The sequence below is a fragment of the Streptomyces sp. NRRL B-1140 genome (genome assembly GCF_001280065.1).
GTDB lineage: Bacteria > Actinomycetota > Actinomycetes > Streptomycetales > Streptomycetaceae > Streptomyces.
Genome location: NZ_LGEA01000101.1, coordinates 131,436 through 148,986, shown reverse-complemented (window position 1 = coordinate 148,986; position 17,551 = coordinate 131,436). Strand labels below are relative to the sequence as shown.

17 protein-coding genes and 1 pseudogene are annotated in these 17,551 nt (G+C 70.4%); 8 read left to right on the top strand and 10 right to left on the bottom strand.

What is annotated here, in order from left to right; translation table 11 throughout:
• Positions 1–146 precede the first annotated feature (146 nt).
• From ADK65_RS20790 to ADK65_RS20770, 6 genes and pseudogenes are all read right to left on the bottom strand, one after another.
• A complete protein-coding gene (locus tag ADK65_RS20790) occupies positions 147–497 on the bottom strand; it encodes a DUF6507 family protein (RefSeq protein ID WP_078956072.1) in 351 nt (116 codons plus the stop codon).
• Between the two features lie 121 nt (positions 498–618).
• Entirely contained in the window at positions 619–933 is a 315-nt protein-coding gene (locus ADK65_RS20785) for a pore-forming ESAT-6 family protein (RefSeq protein ID WP_053671824.1), read from the bottom strand.
• 60 nt (positions 934–993) lie between these two features.
• Positions 994–1,320, bottom strand: coding sequence for a hypothetical protein (locus ADK65_RS20780; RefSeq protein ID WP_053671823.1), 327 nt, complete (start codon positions 1,318–1,320; stop codon positions 994–996).
• A 54-nt stretch (positions 1,321–1,374) separates the two neighbouring features.
• Positions 1,375–1,626: pseudogene (locus ADK65_RS39950) on the bottom strand (pentapeptide repeat-containing protein); the annotation flags it as partial.
• A gap of 75 nt (positions 1,627–1,701) precedes the next feature.
• The gene (locus ADK65_RS20775; protein WP_053671822.1) at positions 1,702–2,055 is read right to left on the bottom strand and encodes a toxin-antitoxin system YwqK family antitoxin; all 354 of its coding nucleotides are present in this window, start codon (positions 2,053–2,055) and stop codon (positions 1,702–1,704) included.
• A 35-nt stretch (positions 2,056–2,090) separates the two neighbouring features.
• Complete coding sequence (locus ADK65_RS20770; protein ID WP_053671821.1) at positions 2,091–3,269, bottom strand: PP2C family protein-serine/threonine phosphatase; 1,179 nt, start codon at positions 3,267–3,269, stop codon at positions 2,091–2,093.
• Between the two features lie 162 nt (positions 3,270–3,431).
• Here ADK65_RS20770 and ADK65_RS20765 point away from each other — a divergent pair, with 162 nt between their 5' ends.
• Positions 3,432–4,682, top strand: coding sequence for a GNAT family N-acetyltransferase (locus ADK65_RS20765; protein WP_053671820.1), 1,251 nt, complete (start codon positions 3,432–3,434; stop codon positions 4,680–4,682).
• 16 nt (positions 4,683–4,698) lie between these two features.
• Here ADK65_RS20765 and ADK65_RS20760 read toward each other — a convergent pair whose 3' ends face one another.
• On the bottom strand, positions 4,699–5,508 hold the full coding sequence (locus tag ADK65_RS20760) for an Fpg/Nei family DNA glycosylase (protein WP_053671819.1): 810 nt from the start codon (positions 5,506–5,508) through the stop codon (positions 4,699–4,701).
• 343 nt (positions 5,509–5,851) lie between these two features.
• Positions 5,852–6,337 carry a ribose-5-phosphate isomerase gene (locus tag ADK65_RS20755; protein ID WP_053671818.1) on the bottom strand — a complete coding sequence of 162 codons (486 nt, stop codon included), beginning with the start codon at positions 6,335–6,337 and terminating at the stop codon, positions 5,852–5,854.
• A 279-nt stretch (positions 6,338–6,616) separates the two neighbouring features.
• Here ADK65_RS20755 and ADK65_RS20750 point away from each other — a divergent pair, with 279 nt between their 5' ends.
• Positions 6,617–8,107, top strand: a complete 1,491-nt coding sequence (locus ADK65_RS20750) for an amino acid permease (protein WP_053671817.1) — start codon at positions 6,617–6,619, stop codon at positions 8,105–8,107.
• Between the two features lie 104 nt (positions 8,108–8,211).
• Here the strand turns inward: ADK65_RS20750 and ADK65_RS20745 are convergent, their stop codons facing one another.
• Complete coding sequence (locus ADK65_RS20745; RefSeq protein WP_267889747.1) at positions 8,212–10,098, bottom strand: serine/threonine-protein kinase; 1,887 nt, start codon at positions 10,096–10,098, stop codon at positions 8,212–8,214.
• Between the two features lie 193 nt (positions 10,099–10,291).
• On the opposite strand from ADK65_RS20745, the gene ADK65_RS20740 reads away from it, so the two are divergent.
• Positions 10,292–11,017, top strand: a complete 726-nt coding sequence (locus ADK65_RS20740; RefSeq protein ID WP_053671815.1) for an LPXTG cell wall anchor domain-containing protein — start codon at positions 10,292–10,294, stop codon at positions 11,015–11,017.
• An 88-nt stretch (positions 11,018–11,105) separates the two neighbouring features.
• Here the strand turns inward: ADK65_RS20740 and ADK65_RS20735 are convergent, their stop codons facing one another.
• On the bottom strand, positions 11,106–11,687 hold the full coding sequence (locus tag ADK65_RS20735; protein ID WP_053671814.1) for a biotin transporter BioY: 582 nt from the start codon (positions 11,685–11,687) through the stop codon (positions 11,106–11,108).
• A 449-nt stretch (positions 11,688–12,136) separates the two neighbouring features.
• Between ADK65_RS20735 and ADK65_RS20730 the strand changes: the two genes are divergently transcribed.
• From ADK65_RS20730 to ADK65_RS20710, 5 genes are all read left to right on the top strand, one after another.
• A complete protein-coding gene (locus tag ADK65_RS20730; protein ID WP_053671813.1) occupies positions 12,137–13,336 on the top strand; it encodes an ROK family transcriptional regulator in 1,200 nt (399 codons plus the stop codon).
• A 230-nt stretch (positions 13,337–13,566) separates the two neighbouring features.
• A complete protein-coding gene (locus ADK65_RS20725) occupies positions 13,567–14,622 on the top strand; it encodes an ABC transporter substrate-binding protein (protein ID WP_053671812.1) in 1,056 nt (351 codons plus the stop codon).
• Positions 14,619–15,500, top strand: coding sequence for an ABC transporter permease (locus ADK65_RS20720; RefSeq protein ID WP_078956070.1), 882 nt, complete (start codon positions 14,619–14,621; stop codon positions 15,498–15,500). The genes ADK65_RS20725 and ADK65_RS20720 overlap by 4 nt, the downstream gene beginning before the upstream one ends.
• Positions 15,476–16,210 carry an ABC transporter ATP-binding protein gene (locus ADK65_RS20715; RefSeq protein ID WP_053671811.1) on the top strand — a complete coding sequence of 245 codons (735 nt, stop codon included), beginning with the start codon at positions 15,476–15,478 and terminating at the stop codon, positions 16,208–16,210. Before ADK65_RS20720 ends, ADK65_RS20715 begins: the two co-directional genes overlap by 25 nt.
• Entirely contained in the window at positions 16,207–17,550 is a 1,344-nt protein-coding gene (locus ADK65_RS20710; protein ID WP_053671810.1) for an LLM class flavin-dependent oxidoreductase, read from the top strand. Before ADK65_RS20715 ends, ADK65_RS20710 begins: the two co-directional genes overlap by 4 nt.
• Position 17,551 lies beyond the last annotated feature (1 nt).

The following is a 17,551-nucleotide window of genomic DNA, read 5'->3' as shown; positions in this document are numbered from 1 at the left end:
GTCGTAATACGCCGACAGGCCCTGGAACCGGGAGTGGATGTCGCCGCCGGCGTCCCGGACATGACCCGCGTCCTTCTTCAGGTCCGCGTAATCCGTCTCGAGTTGTTCGAGGTTTCCGGTGAACTGCGGGATCTTCTCCGGCTGGATCACTTCTTTCCCACTCCAGGCAGATCCACCGGCGGCGCCTTCAGCGTGTTGCGCTGTGCCTCGGCCGCCATCTCCTCGTCACCGTTCAGATACGCCGTGGTCGCGTCCACCACGCCCTGCAACGACTTACCCGCCCGCGCCGCGACGAACTTCAGATCCTTCGTGGCGTGCTCCGCGTACTGCGACAACGCCAGGGCCACCAGGCCACCCTGCGCCTTCTCACCGCCGCCCTCGCCGCCGCCCTCGGCGGAAACAGTGCCCGCACTGGACGCCGCCGACGTCAGATGCTCACCGAACGCCTTCGCGTACTTCTCCAGCTTCGACGCCGCATCACCCGTCGTCTTCAGCACATGAGAAATACCCTGCGGCTTCAACTCCCAGCCGGGCACCACAAACCCCCGTCACACACCACTACCGACCACACCGAACAGAACAGACAAGACACTCGCGACGCGACAAACAGCGGCGATATCAGCCGATGTTGTCGACGGCCGCCTTCGCCCGCTGGATCGTCGACTGCGCCGTGCCGTCGTTCTTCTCCAGCGTCGTCTTCAGAAGGTGGATGATGTTCTTCACCTCTTGCGAGGCGTTGTTCCACCGCTTTTCCTTGCCGTGGTACTCATCCGCGACACCGTCCGCCGTGAAGTCAGCCATCGCCGCCTTCACCTGCTTGTCACGCTGAGCGATCAACGACTCCAGACGGCCGATCACCACCTGGATGTTCGACTGCGCATCAGACGACGCACCCATGTCGTACGACCGACGATCCGAACCCGCACCCGCCATCACACACCACTCCCCGAGAAAGAAAACACCAGCAACCAGCCCGGCGAACACCGGCACCGATCAGCGGAAACGCGCCGCGTCGAAATTCGCCGCCGACATCTGCTGACGCGCGTTGTCACCCTGCTCCTGGTCACCCGACGAGAACGCCGAGTCCATCCCCGACTGACCGCCCAGAATCGCCGACAACGACGAGTTCAGATCCGACGCGATACGGTCCGCCCGCGTCTTGAACTGGTCGAACATCACACGACCCGAACCGTTGAACTTGCCCTCCAGCGGCTGCGCCGCCGCCACCAACTGACGGACCAGACCACCCAGATCATCCGTCGAACCACGCGTGTCACGCTGCAACGACGACAACGTCTGCGCACCCATGTCGAACTTCATACCGCTGACTCGCCTCCCCCGTGTGGGCTACCTCGGCGACCGCTCTCGGCCGCCTCAAGTCTCTCCATCATCAGTATCAACACGGCAGTTGCCCGTGCAATCGGGGTCCGGGGTACTCACAGAAGCACCACATGTTCGCGAGGAGCCCGACACCCAGGGCGACAACAGGGCGCCAAGCAACCGCACTTGCTGCGCGGCCCACATCCGGAGACCACCTGTTCTCAGGTTCATGCGCACGGGGGAGGCGCCCGTCAGATCGGCCCCGGTGAGATCGGCCCCTTGAGCGTCCGACCGGTACAACTCCGCCCGTACAGACTCACATCGGGCAAGCTCGCGCCGGAGCCCAGCTGTGGGATGTGCCGGACGACCCGGCGTCCCCGGTCATCCTTCTCGCAGCCGAGTCGGTCGCCCGCACTCGTCCCAGCTGCGGTCTTCCAAGAGCGTCATCCCGTTTTCGGCGAACACCTGCTTGGCGGCAAGCACGCCGTTGGAATGCCATTCTCTGAACTCACCGACGGGCAGCCCTCCCCGCAGCACTCCCTCCGACCGGAGCGTGCCGTCCCTGTACCACTCGCGGGACGGCCCGTCCTTGTAACCGTCGACGTAGGCGTCGAGGCCGATCATGCTCTCGCCGAAGTGCTCGGTCACTTCACCGGTGAACGGTTCGCCGTTGCAGTACAAGCGCTCCGAGCTGTCCATGTCGACTTCGGGGTCGTCGATGTCAATACGCCTCATCGCTGCCACCGAGCTGGGGGAATGTGGACCGTGCGTCAGCGGGTCGCGGCGGACGTCGGCCCCTCGCGGCAGATCAGCAGCAGGGCCCGGTCGTCGTTGACGTCCTTGGCCACGGCCTCGATGAGGTGCCAGGCGGCGCCCTGGAAGCCTCCGGCCACATAGCGGTCGGCCTCCCCGGTGAGGCGGTCGATGCCCTCGACGATGTCGCGGTCGGCGGTCTCCACGAGGCCGTCCGTGAACAGCATCAGGACGTCCCCGGCCCGCAGGGAGCCCTTCACCGGGTCGAACTGGGCACCGTCGTACACCCCGAGCAGCGGGCCCTCGGCGGCCTTCTCCTCCCAGCGGCCGGTGCCGGCGCTGAGCTGGAGGCCCGGCGGGTGGCCCGCGGAGTAGAGCTCGTAGTCACCGGAGTCCAGGTCGAGGACCAGGTGGATGGAGGTGGCGAAGCCCTCGTCCCAGTCCTGGCGCAGCAGGTAGCCGTTCGCGGCGGGGAGGAAGGCGTGCGGCGGGAGGGAGCCGAGCAGGCCGCCGAACGCGCCGGACAGCAGCAGGGCACGGGAGCCCGCGTCCATGCCCTTGCCGGAGACGTCGGTGAGGACGACCTCCAGCGTACGGCCGCCGTTGGTGCGCGCCGCCACCACGAAGTCGCCCGAGAAGGACTGGCCGCCGGCCGGGCGCAGGGCCATCTCCCGGTGCCAGCCGGCCGGCAGGTCGGGCAACTTGCTCTGCACCCGGATGCGTTCGCGCAGGTCGAAGAGCATGGTGCCGCCGCGCCGCCAGGGCACGCCGACCCGGCTGCGGAACTGGGCCAGCAGCAGCCCGAAGAAGCCGCAGGCAGCGACCACGAGCACGACACCCGGGGTGACCCTCGACGGGCCCTCCGTGTACGGGCCGAGCTGCACCGACTCCACGATCAGTGCCGTGGCCGCGGCCGCGTAGAGGCCGAGGAGGCTGGCGGGCCGCAGCAGCAGACCGCCCACGACCACGGGCAGTACCAGCGCGGCAGGTGAGAACCACACCGAGTTACCCAGCGTGGCCGCCGCGATCAGCGGGACGGTCAGGAGCAGACCGGCCAGGGCGATCCAGTCGGAGCCGTTGCCGCGGAAGTAGTCGACGGCGGCCCGGCGCACGCCGACACGGACCCGGTGCCACTGCTTCTTCAACCGGGCCGTGAACGTCTCGGCTTCCGCGCGCCGCTCTCGTCCTGATGCCATTAGTTCGGGACCCTATCCATCGGACCAGCCCCTTGGCACGGGAGGTCCCACTTGTCCCCCGTCCGAGGGCCGACATCACAGTGAACTTCACCGTGCTCGGCCCTGCCTCCGCCCGGCGGAAAATGCCTCGCCCGCCCCGCATCGTCCTGGTAGGCATGGCTCATGGCAACTGACGGGAACGCCCCTTCGCCCGGTCTGCGGGTCCTGCGGCAGGACGATTGGGACAAGTGGTACGACACCCTGCTCCGGGCCTTCGGAGGGGTGCCGGAGTCAGCCGAGGAGCGGGAGTTGTGGCGCTCGCTGACCGAGTACGACCGTTCCCTCGGCATCTGGGACGGCGACGAGTGCGTGGGGACGGCCGGGGCCTTCAGCTTCCGGCTGACCGTGCCCGGCGGCGCGTCGCTGCCGGTCGCGGGCGTCACGATGGTCGGCGTGGCCGCCACGCACCGCCGGCGCGGCCTGCTGACGTCGATGATGCGGCGGCAGCTGGACGACGTGCGGGCATGGGGAGAGCCGCTGGCGGTACTCACCGCCTCCGAGCCGGCGATCTACGGGCGGTTCGGATACGGCAACGCGACCCTGTCGTTGGCCGCCGAGATCGACACCACCCGGGTCGGGCTGTCGGTGCCGGACGGTACGGATGACGTACGGGTGCGGTACGCGGCGCCGGCCGATGTTCTCGACGTGTGCGAGGCGTTGTATGCCCGGCTGGTTCCGGAGCGGCCCGGGATGCTGGCCCGGCGGCCCGGCTGGGAGCGGCTGGGGGTGCTCGATCCGGAGGGTGGACGGGAGGGGGCGTCGCCTCTGCAGTGCGTGCTCGCCGAGCGGGACGGGGAGACGGTCGGGTACGCGCGGTACCGGGTCAAGCCCGAATGGGAACTGTCCGGGTCCAACGGCAAGGTGGTCGTGGAGGACTTGGCGGCGCTGGCCCCGGCGGCCGAAGCGGCGCTGTGGCGTTTCCTGTTCGGGATCGACCTGACCTCGAAGGTGACCGTGCGGTCGCGTCCGGTGGACGACGCGTGGCAGTACCTGGTGTCCGACCAGCGACGCTGTCATCCGTGGTTCCGGGACTCGCTGTACGTGCGGCCGGTGGAGGTGGGCGCCGCGCTGGAGGCGCGGACGTATCAGGCCCCGGTGGATGTGGTGTTCGAGGTGGAGGACGCGTTCTGCCCGTGGAACGCCGGGCGTTGGCGGCTGACCGGAGACCCGAAGGGGGCGTCCTGCGAGCGTACGACGGATGCGGCGGATCTCGCCCTGTCCGTGCGGGAGTTGGGAGCGGCGTACCTTGGGGGCGTGTCGCTGGCCGCGCTGGCGGCGGCGGGCCGGGTGCGGGAGATCCGGCGGGGGGCGCTGGCGGAGGCGTCGCTCGGGTTCGGGTCGGCGGTGGCGCCGTGGCTGCCGCACGGGTTCTGACGGACGCCCGCTCCTTTCAGGGGCGTTGACAGGCCGGGCACCAGAAGAGGTTGCGGGCGGCGAGACCGGCGGTGCGGATCTCGCCGCCGCAGACATGGCAGGGCAGACCGGCCCTGCGGTAGACGTACACCTCGCCGCCGTGGTCGTCCACGCGCGGCGGGCGGCCCATCGCCTCCGGGGTGTGCTCCGGGCGGACGGTGTCGATGCGGTTGTTGCGCACGCCCTCGTGCATGAGGTCGACGAGGTCGGTCCAGATCGCGTCCCACTCGGCGGGGGTGATGTCCTTGCCGGCGCGGTACGGGTCGATGCCGTGCCGGAAGAGGACCTCCGCGCGGTAGACGTTCCCGACGCCGGCGATGACCTTCTGGTCCATGAGGAGGGCGGCGATCGTCGTACGGCTGCGGGTGATGCGGCGGTGGGCGCGGTCCGGGTCGGCGTCGCCGCGGAGCGGGTCGGGGCCGAGGCGGTCGTGTATCGCCTGCTTCTCCGGGGGCGTGATGAGGGCGCAGGTGGTGGGGCCCCGCAGGTCGACGTAGGTGGTGTCGTTCGCCAGGCGGAGGCGGACGGTGCCGGTGGGGGGCGGCTCGGGGGCCGGGCCGAAGGTGACCTTGCCGAACAGGCCGAGGTGGATGTGGATCCAGTCGGTGTCGCGGAAGCCGAGGAAGAGGTGCTTGCCGTGGGCTTCCGTGCGGGTGAGTTCGGCGCCGGTGAGGAGGGTGGCGGCGGGGGCGAATGTGCCCTGGGGGCTGGTGGCGCGGGGGTGTGTGCCGAGGAAGGCGGCGGCGTAGTCCTGGGCGAGGCGGTGGATGGTGTGGCCTTCCGGCACGGGTGCTCCTTGTGAACGTCGCCTTTGCCCGGCCGGGCCTGCGGGGGCGGAAGGCTGAGGTCGCGGGGCACCGCCCCGGACCCCGGGTTCTGCCCGCCCGGCCGACACGGTTCCTCACGATGCCGAGGCCACGGGGCTCCGCCCCGGACCCCGGGTTCTGCCCGCCCACCGGACACAGCTACTCACGAGGCCGGGGTCACGGGGCTCCGCCCCGGACCCCGGCGGGGCCTGCGTCCCCTGCACCCCTCGGGGGGTTCGCCCCCACTCCCTGCCGGGCCCGGAGTCGGCCCCTGCCCCCGCGGCCGCCCCGGCTTCTCCGGGCCGGGGCGCGGGGTCCGGTGGGTTACTGCTGCGGGTGGTGCGGAGGGATCGGGGGGAGGTCGCCGGTCGTTTCGTAGGCCGACAGCATGTCGATCCGGCGGATGTGACGTTCGTCACCGGAGAACGGGGTGCCGAGGAAGGTCTCCACGAACTTCGTCGCCTCGTCCTGCGAGTGCATGCGCGCGCCCACCGCGACGACGTTCGCGTTGTTGTGCTGGCGGCCCAGGGACGCCGTCTCCTCGCTCCAGGCGAGGGCCGCCCGGACACCCTTGACCTTGTTCGCGGCGATCTGCTCGCCGTTGCCCGAGCCGCCGATGACGACGCCGAGGGCGTCGGGGTCCGCGGCCGTGCGCTCCGCTGCGCGGAGGCAGAAGGGCGGGTAGTCGTCCTGGGCGTCGTAGATGTGCGGGCCGCAGTCGACGGGGTCGTGACCCGCCGCCTTCAGCCACTCGACGAGGTGGTTCTTGAGTTCGTAGCCCGCATGGTCCGAGCCGAGGTACACGCGCATGGGACGAGTGTGACACGGGTGTTTCGGGGAAGGCGCGCGGGGTGGCGCTCACAAAAAACTGAGGCGACTGTGAGCCCCATTACTGAACCTCAGGAAAACCTCAAGTAACAATCTGGATTCAAAGGTTCTCCTATTCGTTCGCCTCCGATTCACTGGACCGGCTCGTACACCGCTCGTACGAGCCACCCGTACACCGCGCTGCCGCGAAACACCCCTTTCGTGCGGCTGGTGCGGCGCCGTACGGAAGTACAGCTCCCCGGCGCAAAGGAAATCCGTTCCATGACCTCGCAGCCGACTCTGAACAAGACCGGAAACGACCCCGGAGGGCCCGGAGAACCCGGAGCCGAGGGCTCCGGACTGCAGGCCGGGCTCAAGAACCGGCATCTGTCGATGATCGCCATCGGCGGTGTCATCGGCGCCGGACTCTTCGTGGGGTCCAGCTCCGGTATCGCCACCGCCGGGCCCGGCATCCTGCTGTCGTACGCCCTCGTCGGCACGCTCGTGGTGCTGGTGATGCGGATGCTCGGTGAGATGTCGGCCGCCAACCCCACCTCGGGTTCCTTCTCCGCGCACGCCGACCGGGCCCTCGGGTCCTGGGCCGGTTTCTCCATCGGCTGGCTGTACTGGTTCTTCTGGGTCGTCGTGCTGGCGGTCGAGGCGACCGCCGGTGCGGTGATCCTGGAGGGCTGGATACCGGCCGTGCCCCAGTGGGGCTGGGCCCTGATCGTGATGCTGGTGCTGACCGCCACCAACCTGGTGTCCGTCGGCTCCTACGGTGAGTTCGAGTTCTGGTTCGCGGGCATCAAGGTCGTCGCGATCGCGGCGTTCATCGTCATCGGCGGACTGGCCGTGTTCGGGCTGCTGCCCGGCGTGGACAGCGAGCAGGCGGGGGTGAGCAACCTGACCGCGCACGGCGGCTTCCTGCCCAACGGGGCCGGCGCCATCCTCACCGGTGTGCTGCTCGTCGTCTTCTCCTTCATGGGCAGCGAGATCGCCACCCTGGCCGCCGGTGAGTCCGAGAACCCGCGGCAGGCCGTCACCAAGGCCACCAACAGCATCATCTGGCGTGTCGCCGTCTTCTACCTCGGCTCGATCGCCGTCGTCGTGTGCCTGCTGCCCTGGGACAGCAAGTCCATCACCAAGGACGGCTCCTACGTCGCCGCGCTGGACTCCCTCGGCATCGCGCACGCCGGTCAGATCATGAACTTCATCGTGCTGACCTCGGTGCTGTCCTGCCTGAACTCCGGCCTCTACACCGCCTCCCGCATGGCCTTCTCCCTCGGTCAGCGCGGTGACGCGCCGAAGGCCTTCGCCCGCACGACCTCCAACGGTGTGCCGCGCACGGCGATCCTCGCGTCGGTCGCCTTCGGCTTCGTGGCCGTGTTCTTCAACTACAAGTTCCCGGACTCCGTCTTCCTCTTCCTGGTGAACTCCAGCGGCGCGGTCGCCCTGTTCGTCTGGCTGGTGATCTGCTTCTCCCAGCTGCGCATGCGGAAGATCATCAAGGCCGAGGCGCCCGAGAAGCTCGTCGTGAAGATGTGGCTGTACCCGTACCTGACCTGGGCGACCGCCGCGCTGATCGTGTTCATCCTCGGCTACATGCTCACCGACACCGAGCACGACGGGCGTCAGACCATCCTGCTGTCGCTGCTCGTCGCTGCGGTGGTGCTCGTCATCGCCTTCGTGAAGAAGGGGGTGCGCGGGGAGCGTACGGCCGCCGACGTCCCGCAGGCCCAGGGTGAGGAGCGGAACGAGGTGTCGGCCGGCTGATCCCGCGGCCGCTCGCCGTTCGTCTCGGACGGGGGCCTGTGGTGTGTGCTGTCGCGCGCACCACAGGCCCCTTTTCGTTGCCCCTCACGAGCCCCGAGCCGTGCCTACAGCACCGTGAAGCTGTTCCTGACCTTCTCGTAGGTGGCGAGTGCCTCCTGTTCGATCCCGGCCTCGTACCACGTGTTGACCTGGTACGACTTGCCGGTCACGTCGAAGCCGAGCAGGCGGGCGTGCCAGTGGACGCCCTTCAGCGTGAAGGTGTACTCCCACACCACCGCCGGGTGGCCGCGGAACGTCGTCTCCTCCAGGCGGATCTTGCGGTAGTCCTGGCCCTGCTGGGCGTTGCGCTCCGAGGTCTGCCAGGTCTCCAGCAGGTCGCCGCGGGCCAGGGAGGACTTGCCGACCAGCTCCTGGGAGCCGTCCGGGGAGGTGTAGTGCACCTCCGCGCCCGTCTTCACGTCCCGCCGCCAGCCGTCGGGTGTCGCCCAGGCGAAACCACCGGCCTCCCGGTGCGTGCCGGGCGGCAGGGTCTGCGGCCTGGCGGTGCCCTCGACGGTGGGCGAGGGGGTGGTGTCCGCGGTGGTGGCTCCACTGGTGTTCCCGGTGGTGTCGCTTGTGGTGGCCGGTGCGGACGCCGAGGATCCCGCGCGGGGAGTCTCGTCGCCGTCGCCTGGTGGTCCCGCTGACGTCGCCAGCAGGATCGCCGCGACGGTTCCGGCGGCGGCGAGAGTGGCCGCCGCCACGGTGAGCGCCGTACGGCGACCGGGGTGGCGGCGGGGCGCGGCCGGAGTGGGCGGGCCGGGCAGTTCGCCCGGCGGCATCGGCTGGGGCGTGGGCTGAGGGCGGCACTCGGTCTCCGCCTGGGCGCGCGTCAGGGAGACGGGGGTCTGGGAATTCGCGGACGTCGTCGTGGGTGCGGGGTGCGGGTGGTGGTGCGGCTCCGGGACGGGGGCAGGGCTGCGGGGGTCCCGGGGCGCGGGGAGGAGGGGGGCGGGGTCCGGTGCGGGCGCGGGTGGAGGTGCGGGGGACGTTGCCTGTGGCTGCGGTTCCGGGGCTGCCCGCTGTCCGCCGAGGGTGGTGGGCAGGTCGGGGGCGGGATCCGGACGGGGCGAGCGCTCCTCATCCGCCACCGTAGGTATGGAGGCCGGGAATCCCACCGGCTCCAGTGCCGTCTGCAGAGTCTCCAGGTCCGGGCGGGCCGACGGTTCCTTGGCCAGCAAGGACGTCAGGATGTCCCGCAACGGGCCTGAGGCGGCGGGGAGTTCCGGCTCCTCGTACAGGACCGCGTGCAGGGTCGCCAGTGTGGTGTCGCGGGAGAACGGGGAGCGGCCGCCCAGGGCCGCACAGAGGGTGGCGCCGAGCGACCAGAGGTCGGACGGCGGGCCCTGGGGGCGGCCTGAGATGCGCTCGGGGGCCATGTAGTCGGGCGAGCCGACCAGCATGCCCACCATGGTCAGTGCCTTGGCGTCCTGGATCGCCGCGATGCCGAAGTCCGTGAGGACGACGCGCCGTCCGGGGCCGGAACCGCTGCCGTTGCCGCGTCCGGATCCGGCCACGCCGTCCGCGTGTTCCACGAGGACGTTCCCGGGCTTGATGTCACGGTGGAGTACGCCCCGTTCGTGCACCTGCCGCAGCGCCGCGACCAGACCGAGTCCGATGCGGGCCGTCTCTCCGGGGCTCAGCGAACCCCTCTCCGCGAGGATCCGTTCCAGGGAGCGGCCCGCCACCAACTCCATGACGATCCACAGGCGTTCGCCCTCGTCGACGACGTCGTAGACCCGTACGACGTTGGGGTGGTCGATCCGGGCCGTGGCCCTGGCCTCGCGCAGGGTGCGTTCACGGCGGGTCCTGCTGTCCTCCGCGTCGAGTCCGTCGATCCGCATTTCCTTGACGGCGACGAGCCGGTCGAGTATTTCGTCGACGGCTCGCCACACCCGTCCCATTCCCCCCTGGCCGATACTCTCGACCAACCGATAGCGCCCCGCCACCAATACCCCTGGAACACCACCGCTGTTCGCATTCCCCGGCAATTCGCTGCACCCCCTCCACGACGCCGCGACCGTCTCCAGTGAAACACAACGGTCACACTTCGTGCCGTACCAGGATAGTGCGGGGAAATCTTGTGGTACCTCTTTCAGTGCTGCGAATTCAGGCGCAGCCCAGGGGGACGCAAGGGGGACGAACATGAGTTCTCGTCACACGATGTCGATCACGGCATCGCTGGTCATGGCATCTTTCTCGGCGGTGATGATCCTTTCCGGAACAGCCGGCGCGGAAGACGACGGACCCGCAAGCAGCAAGGGGGGAAAGGTGGTTGACGCAGCCCCGGCAGGGGTGAAGCCGACCACGACACTGCCCGGGAAGATCTCGGTCGACAACAGTTCAGAAAAGACGGCGATTACCGCCTCGGTGAAGAACGAGGGGAACAAGGACAGCGGGAAGATCAGGCTCTTGGTCGTCGGTTTCGACGGGCTTGCCGTCAAGGGGGTCGGCGGGTGTTCGGAGATACCCGAGAAGGAACTTCCGGAAGGTTCGAACAGCGGATTCGCATGCCCGATCGACAATCTCGCGGCCGGTGAGTCGAAGTCGTACGCCGTCGACGCGACGTTCGACCTCGGCAAGAGCGGGAGGATCTGCCTGCCCGTGCAGACGGGCGACGGGAAGAAGACGTTCTGGCAGCAGGGCCCCGTGCCGTTCGGCACGAGCAACCCGTCGCCGGACGCCCCCGCCACACCCCTGCTGCTCGGCACCGACAACGAGCCGGCGGGGCCGGGCGGGAAGGAACTGCCGAAGACCGGTCCGGCGAGCGATCTGCTGCCGCTGGGCGCGACCGGCGCGTCGCTGCTCGCGGCGGGTGTGGCCGGATTGTGGTGGTCGCAACGGCGGCGACCGGGAACTCAGGAGGCCTGAATCCGACGGCTGCCGGGCGGGCACGGACGCCGTGAGGCCCGTCGGGGGCATCGCGCCCCCGGCGGGCCTCACGGCAACGCCTGCGGTGTCAGCGCTTGTTCGCGAACTTCCAGGCCGTCGGCAGGACACCCATGGCCAGAGCCGCCTTCAGCGCGTCGCCGATGAGGAACGGGGTGAGGCCGGCCGCGATCGCGGCGGTGGCGGACATGCCGGTGGCGAGGGCCAGGTAGGGCACGCCGATGGCGTAGATGATCGCCTCGCCCACCAGCATCGCGCCGGCCGTGCGCAGCACCGAGCGGTCGGCGCCGCGGCGGGCCAGGGCGCCGACGACGGTGGCGGCGAGGATCATGCCGAGGATGTAACCGAAGGAGGGGGCGACGCCCGAGGTGCCCTGCGCGAACCACGGCACACCCGCGATGCCCGCCACGGCGTACAGCGCGAGCGCGAGGAAACCGCGGCCGGCGCCGAGGGACGTGCCGACGAGCAGCGCGGCGAAGGTCTGGCCGGTCACCGGCACCGGGGAACCCGGCACGGGCACGGAGATCTGGGCGGCGAGGCCGGTGAGCGCGGCGCCGCCGAGCACGAGGGCCGCGTCCCGGACACGGGAGGCGGGGAGCAGGTCGGCGAGGACCTGTCCGGTGCGGGACGGTGTGGCGGCAGCGGTGCTCATGGGGACTCCGCGAGAGTGAGGGCCGGTGGGACACCGTGACGCTATCCCAGCGCCCTCACCCTGATCACCGTCAGCGCTCGACAAAGGCACGAACACGCTCTTGGTTGGCTTCGGACAAAGGGTGCCTCCTACATCGGGTTCGAGGTGACTCCGGTCACGGTGGTGAGGTGGTGCGTGGCACCGGAACGGGCCGAGAGGTGTCTGTAAGTTTCCCCCAAAGACGCAGTGCGCACCGTCTCGCCCGTCGGTCGCCGGCTGGGCAGCCCGGCACCGCTTTGCTAGCGTCGCGGACATGGTTGCCCAGGCCCGGTACTTCTCGTCGCGTCGCTATGTCGACCTGCGACGCCAGGGCACGGCCACCTGTCGCCGCCCTCGGTGAGGCGGGACGGAGGGATCCGGCCCGCCGATCGAAACGGCGCAGTGTCGGACCGGCCTCCAGGAAGAATCCCATGCCCCGTACCGCGGCTCCCCTTCTCACGTCCCCCGTCCCCCGTGCGTCCGACAGCGACCGGCGTCGCACCAGCGCGAGCGTCGTCCTGCGGTCCGTGCTGGAGCACGGGCCGGTCGCGCGCAGCACCATCGCCCGGCTGACCGGGCTGTCGCCCGCGTCGGTGACCGACTACTGCTCCCGCTTCGCCGAGTTGGGGCTCATCCGTGAGTCCGCCGAGCTGCGGCGCTCCAAGGGCGTGGGCCGACCGCACCTGCCGGTCGACCTGGACGACTCCCGGTTCGTGGTGGGCGGCGTGCACGTGGCGGTGCCGTACACCACGGTCGCGCTGCTGGACCTGCGCGGGCAGGTGGTGGCCCGCAGCGAGGTGAAGCACGCGGGCACCGAGCCCGCGCGGGTGCTGGGACGGGCCGCCGACGCGCTGGCGGCGCTGCTCGCCGGGTCTCCCCGCAGCAGGGCGCTGGGGGTTGGCTTCGCGACGGGCGGCTGGGTGGACCGGGACTCGGGCACCGTCGTGGAGCATCCACTGCTCGGCTGGCGCGAGGTGCAGGTGCGCCAGGTGCTCGGGGCGCGTACCGGGCTGCCCGTGCATGTCGACGGGCACGCGCGGGCGTTGGTGAACGCCGAGCGGCTGTTCGGGCGGGCGCGGGGCAGCCGCAGTGTGCTGCACCTGTTCGCGGGCAACGTGGTCGACTCGGCGTTCGCCACCCACGACGAGGTGCACCACGGGCCGCGCTCGCAGGCGGGGTCGATCGCCCATCTGCCGGTGCCGGGTGGGACGGAGCCCTGCGCGTGCGGCCGGGTGGGCTGCCTCCAGGTCGAGCTGAGCGAGCGGACGCTGTGCCGGCTGGCCCGGGAGGCGGGGGTCGTCGACGGGGTGAACCCGATGCATGTGGTCTCCGCCGCGGCGGCCGGAGACCCGGTGGCGGGGCGGCTGCTGCGGGAGCGGTCGCGGCGGGTGGGCCGTGCCGTCGGGCTGCTGCAGGACGTGCTGAACCCCGAGCGGGTGGTCGTGACGGAGGTCGGGGCCATGCACCGGGCGGACTGTCTCGCCGCGCTGCGGGAAGAGGTCGGAGCGGATCGCGCCGCGACCGTCTCACCGATCAGTTTCACGGATTCCGTACTGGCCGTGGCCGGCGGTTCGGTGGCGCTCGACGTTCTCTACCGGGATCCGCTGGCCGCGTCACCTGAGGCTATTTAATTCAGAAACTCGGAATGTTGACAGGAAGGCCCGATGACCAGGAACATCCTGTTCATGACCCCGCTCACGAGCTGTCGCACTCTCTGTTGCTGACCCGTTGACGCGCCCAGGCGCCCGTTCACGGAGCGCCTTCTTCTTCCCCGTGTGAAATTCACGTGAATTCCCCTGCCGGCCATTCCCGTGCGGAATTCCGTGTGCCGTGCCGTCTTCCATGATCAGGGAGTCCTCCCATGCCCTCTCCTCCCCTGCCCGGTCTCGACCGGCGTCTGTTCCTGACCTCACTGCTCGGCGTGACGGCCGCGGCTGCCGGACTGAGCGGCTGCGCGGACAGCAGTGCCGCCGCCGAGGAGGCCTCGAACGCTCCCCTGGCCTCCAAGGTGCCCGCCGGTACGAGCCTGAAGATCGCCTCGTACCAGGACGCGCAGCAACTCCAGTTCAAGCTGGCCGGGTTCCGGGATCTGCCGTTCAAGGTCGCCGACTGGCTGAACATCGGCGCGGGTCCCGATGTCATCAACGCCTTCCGCGCGAAGTCCCTGGAGGTCGCCAACAACGCGGGCATCCCGCCGATCCAGGCGCACTATCAGGGCTTCGACGCGAAGATCGTGGCGATCAACATCACCCGGAAGCCCAACTATCTCTTCGCCACCAAGCCGGGCAGCGACATCCGTACGGTCGCCGGTTTCAAGGGCAAGCGGCTCGCCTTCTCCCAGGGCCAGGCACAGGGCGTGGTCCTGCTGCGGGCGCTGAAGAAGGCCGGGCTGGCGTACGACGACGTGGAGCTGGTGTCGCTGACCAGCAACCAGTTCCTCACCGCCCTGCAGTCCGGGCAGGTGGACATCGCCCCGCTCGCCAACACCCAGGCGCCGGCGTATCTGGCGAAGTACAGGTCGGCCCGGACCATCACCACCGACGTGGTGGACCTGCTCAACCTGCTGTGGGCGCCGGTTTCCGTGCTGAACGACAAGGCGAAGGCCGCCGCGATCGCCGCGTACATCCCGTACTGGGCGAAGAGCCAGGTGTGGACCTACGAGCACCCCGACGAGTGGAACGAGCAGTTCTACGTCGGGACGCAGAACCTGACGCTCCCCCAGGCGAAGGCCGTCACCGCGCTCGCCAACAAGCCGCTGTTCCCACCCCGCTGGGACGAGGCCATCAGGTGGGAGCAGGAGACCGCCGACCTGCTCGCGGAGGGCGGCTTCGTGAAGGAGTTCGACGTCTCCGAGCTCTTCGACCACCGCTTCGAGTCCCTCGCGGCCAAGGCCGTACCCGCGGAGTACCGGAGGTGACCGCCGTGACCACGACGACGCACACGACGCACACGGCGCACACGACCGCGCAGGCTCCCGCGGCGCTCGCCCCGGTGGAGGGGACGCACCAGGTGCGCAGGCGCCGGCGGCTGGCTCCCGGCAAGCGGCTGCCCGCCACCCGGCTCGTCGGGCCGGCCGCCGTGCTCGGGCTGTGGAGTGCCGCCTCCGCCGCCGGGCTGCTCGACCCGGGCGCGATCCCGGCCCCGTGGACGGTGCTGGAGACGGGCAGCCGCCTGTGGACCGCGGGCACGCTGCCGGACGACATCCTGACGTCGCTGCAGCGCGCGGCCACCGGTTTCTCGATCGGTCTGGTGGTGGGCATCCTGCTCGCGCTGGCGTCCGGGCTGACCCGGACCGGCGAGGCCCTGATCGACGGGACGGTCAACCTCAACCGGGCGATCCCCACCCTCGGCCTGATCCCGCTGTTCATCCTGTGGCTGGGCATCGGGGAAACCTTCAAGATCGCCATCATCGCGATCGTCGTCTACATCCCGATCTACCTGAACACGCACGCCGCGCTGTCCGGCATCGACAGCCGCTTCGTCGAACTCGCCGAAGTCCAGGGCCTGTCGAAGTACCGGTTCATCCGGCAGGTCGTGATCCCCGGCGCCCTGCCCGGCTTCTTCGTCGGGCTGCGGCTCGGCGTCACCGGCTCCTGGCTGGGCCTGGTGGTGCTGGAGCAGATCAACGCCACCAGCGGCCTCGGCTACATGATGTTCCAGGCGCAGAACTACGGCCAGACGGACGTCATCCTCGTCGGCCTGGTCGTCTACGGCGTCTTCGGCCTGGTCTCCGACAGCGCGGTCCGTCTGATCGAACGGAGGGTGCTGTCATGGCGCCGCACACTGAGCAGCTGACCCGGCCCGCCGTCCGACTGCGCGGCCTGACCCGGTCGTTCGACGGGCGCACGGTCCTCGACGGCATCGACCTCGACCTGCCCGCCGGACAGCTCACCGCCCTGCTCGGGCACAGCGGCTCCGGCAAGAGCACCCTGCTGCGGGCGATCGCCGGGCTCGACCACGGCGTCACGGGCTCCGGGCAGCTCACGGCCCCCGAGCGGGTGTCGGTGGTCTTCCAGGACTCCCGGCTGCTGCCCTGGCGGCGGGTCCTCGACAACGTGCTGCTCGGCGCGGAGGGCAAGGACGCCGGGCGCAAGGGGCGGGAGGCCCTGGAGGAGGTGGGGCTGAAGGGCCGCGAGCGGGCCTGGCCGGGCCAGCTGTCCGGCGGGGAGGCCCAGCGCGCCGCCCTGGCCCGATCGCTCGTACGGGAGCCGGAACTGCTGCTGGCCGACGAGCCGTTCGGGGCGCTGGACGCGCTCACCCGGATCCGGATGCACGGCCTGCTCCGCGAGCTGTGGGAGCGCCATCGGCCCTCGGTGCTGCTGGTCACCCACGACGTGGACGAGGCGATCGTGCTCGCCGACCGGGTGCTCGTCCTGGACCAGGGCCGGATCGGCCTCGACCTCACCATCGACCGCGCGCACCCGCGGTCGTACCGCGACCCCCTGCTCGGCGAATACCGGGAGCGGCTGCTGGCCGCGCTCGGTGTCACGGAGGACCACCGATGACCCGCAGACAGCTCCACCTGAACGCGTTCTTGATGAACACCGGCCACCACGAGGCGTCGTGGCGGCTGCCGGAGAGCGACCCGTACGCGCACGTGGACCTGGCCCACTACGTGCGGCTCGCGCGGATCGCCGAGCGCGGCACCTTCGACTCGCTGTTCCTCGCCGACGGCCCACAGCTGTGGAACAACCTCGCACAGCGGCCCGCCGGGGCGCTGGAGCCGATCACGCTGCTGACCGCGCTGGCTACGGCGACCGAGCACATCGGCCTGATCGCCACGGCTTCCACGTCGTACAACTCGCCGTACAACCTGGCCCGGAAGTTCGCCACGCTGGACCACCTCAGCGGTGGCCGGGCGGGCTGGAACATCGTCACGACCGCCGGTGCCGAGGCCGCCCGCAACTTCGGTCTGGACGCCGAGCCGGCGCACGCCGAGCGGTACGCGCGGGCCGCCGAGTTCCTCGACGTGGCGCTGAAGCTGTGGGACAGCTGGGAGGACGACGCGATCGTCGCCGACAAGGCGGCGGGCGTGTGGGGCGACGACGCGAAGATCCACCCGCCCCGCCACCGGGGCCGGTACTTCAGCGTCGAGGGCGCCCTCAACGTGCCGCGCACGCCCCAGGGTTACCCGCTGCTCGTGCAGGCCGGCTCATCCGAGGACGGCAAGCGGTTCGCCGCCCGGTACGCGGAGGCGGTGTTCACCGCCCAGCAGACCATCGAGGACGCGCGGGCCTTCTACGCCGACCTCAAGTCCCGGACCGTCGCCGCCGGCCGGGACGCCGGGCACATCAAGGTGCTGCCGGGCATCGTCCCGGTGATCGGTTCCACCGAGGCCGAGGCGCTGGAGAACGAGCGGCTCCTGGAGGACCACATCGTGCACGCGCACGGCGTGGACCGCCTGGAGCGGCTGCTTCAGCTCGACCCGGGCACCCTGGAGCTGGACGGCCCGCTCCCCGCCGACCTGCCGCCGGAAAGCGCCGTCGAGGGCGCGAAGAGCCGCTACACGCTCGTGGTGGAGCTGGCCCGGCGCGACCGGCTCACCGTGCGGCAGCTCATCGGCCGGCTCGGCGGCGGCCGCGGGCACCTCACCTTCGCCGGGACGCCCGAACAGGTCGCCGACACCATCGAGCTGTGGTTCGACTCGGGCGCCGCGGACGGCTTCAACATCATGCCCGCGGTGCTGCCGTTGGGCCTGGAGGCCTTCGTCGACCACGTCGTCCCGATCCTGCGCGCCCGGGGACTGCTCCGCACCGAGTACGGCGGCGCCCCCCGCACCCTGCGGGAGCGCTACGGCCTCCCGCGCCCCGCCAACCAGCACGTCAACGCCCCCGCCCTCGTCTGAG

What these genes read in the sequence shown, in the direction of transcription:
- ADK65_RS20785 (WP_053671824.1), bottom strand. Translation starts at nt 933, where the DNA reads ATGGCGGGTGCGGGTTCGGATCGTCGGTCGTACGACATGGGTGCGTCG.
- ADK65_RS20780 (WP_053671823.1), bottom strand. Translation starts at nt 1,320, where the DNA reads ATGAAGTTCGACATGGGTGCGCAGACGTTGTCGTCGTTGCAGCGTGAC.
- ADK65_RS20775 (WP_053671822.1), bottom strand. Translation starts at nt 2,055, where the DNA reads ATGAGGCGTATTGACATCGACGACCCCGAAGTCGACATGGACAGCTCG.
- ADK65_RS20770 (WP_053671821.1), bottom strand. Translation starts at nt 3,269, where the DNA reads ATGGCATCAGGACGAGAGCGGCGCGCGGAAGCCGAGACGTTCACGGCC.
- ADK65_RS20765 (WP_053671820.1), top strand. Translation starts at nt 3,432, where the DNA reads ATGGCAACTGACGGGAACGCCCCTTCGCCCGGTCTGCGGGTCCTGCGG.
- ADK65_RS20755 (WP_053671818.1), bottom strand. Translation starts at nt 6,337, where the DNA reads ATGCGCGTGTACCTCGGCTCGGACCATGCGGGCTACGAACTCAAGAAC.
- ADK65_RS20750 (WP_053671817.1), top strand. Translation starts at nt 6,617, where the DNA reads ATGACCTCGCAGCCGACTCTGAACAAGACCGGAAACGACCCCGGAGGG.
- ADK65_RS20740 (WP_053671815.1), top strand. Translation starts at nt 10,292, where the DNA reads ATGAGTTCTCGTCACACGATGTCGATCACGGCATCGCTGGTCATGGCA.
- ADK65_RS20735 (WP_053671814.1), bottom strand. Translation starts at nt 11,687, where the DNA reads ATGAGCACCGCTGCCGCCACACCGTCCCGCACCGGACAGGTCCTCGCC.
- ADK65_RS20730 (WP_053671813.1), top strand. Translation starts at nt 12,137, where the DNA reads ATGCCCCGTACCGCGGCTCCCCTTCTCACGTCCCCCGTCCCCCGTGCG.
- ADK65_RS20725 (WP_053671812.1), top strand. Translation starts at nt 13,567, where the DNA reads ATGCCCTCTCCTCCCCTGCCCGGTCTCGACCGGCGTCTGTTCCTGACC.
- ADK65_RS20715 (WP_053671811.1), top strand. Translation starts at nt 15,476, where the DNA reads ATGGCGCCGCACACTGAGCAGCTGACCCGGCCCGCCGTCCGACTGCGC.
- ADK65_RS20710 (WP_053671810.1), top strand. Translation starts at nt 16,207, where the DNA reads ATGACCCGCAGACAGCTCCACCTGAACGCGTTCTTGATGAACACCGGC.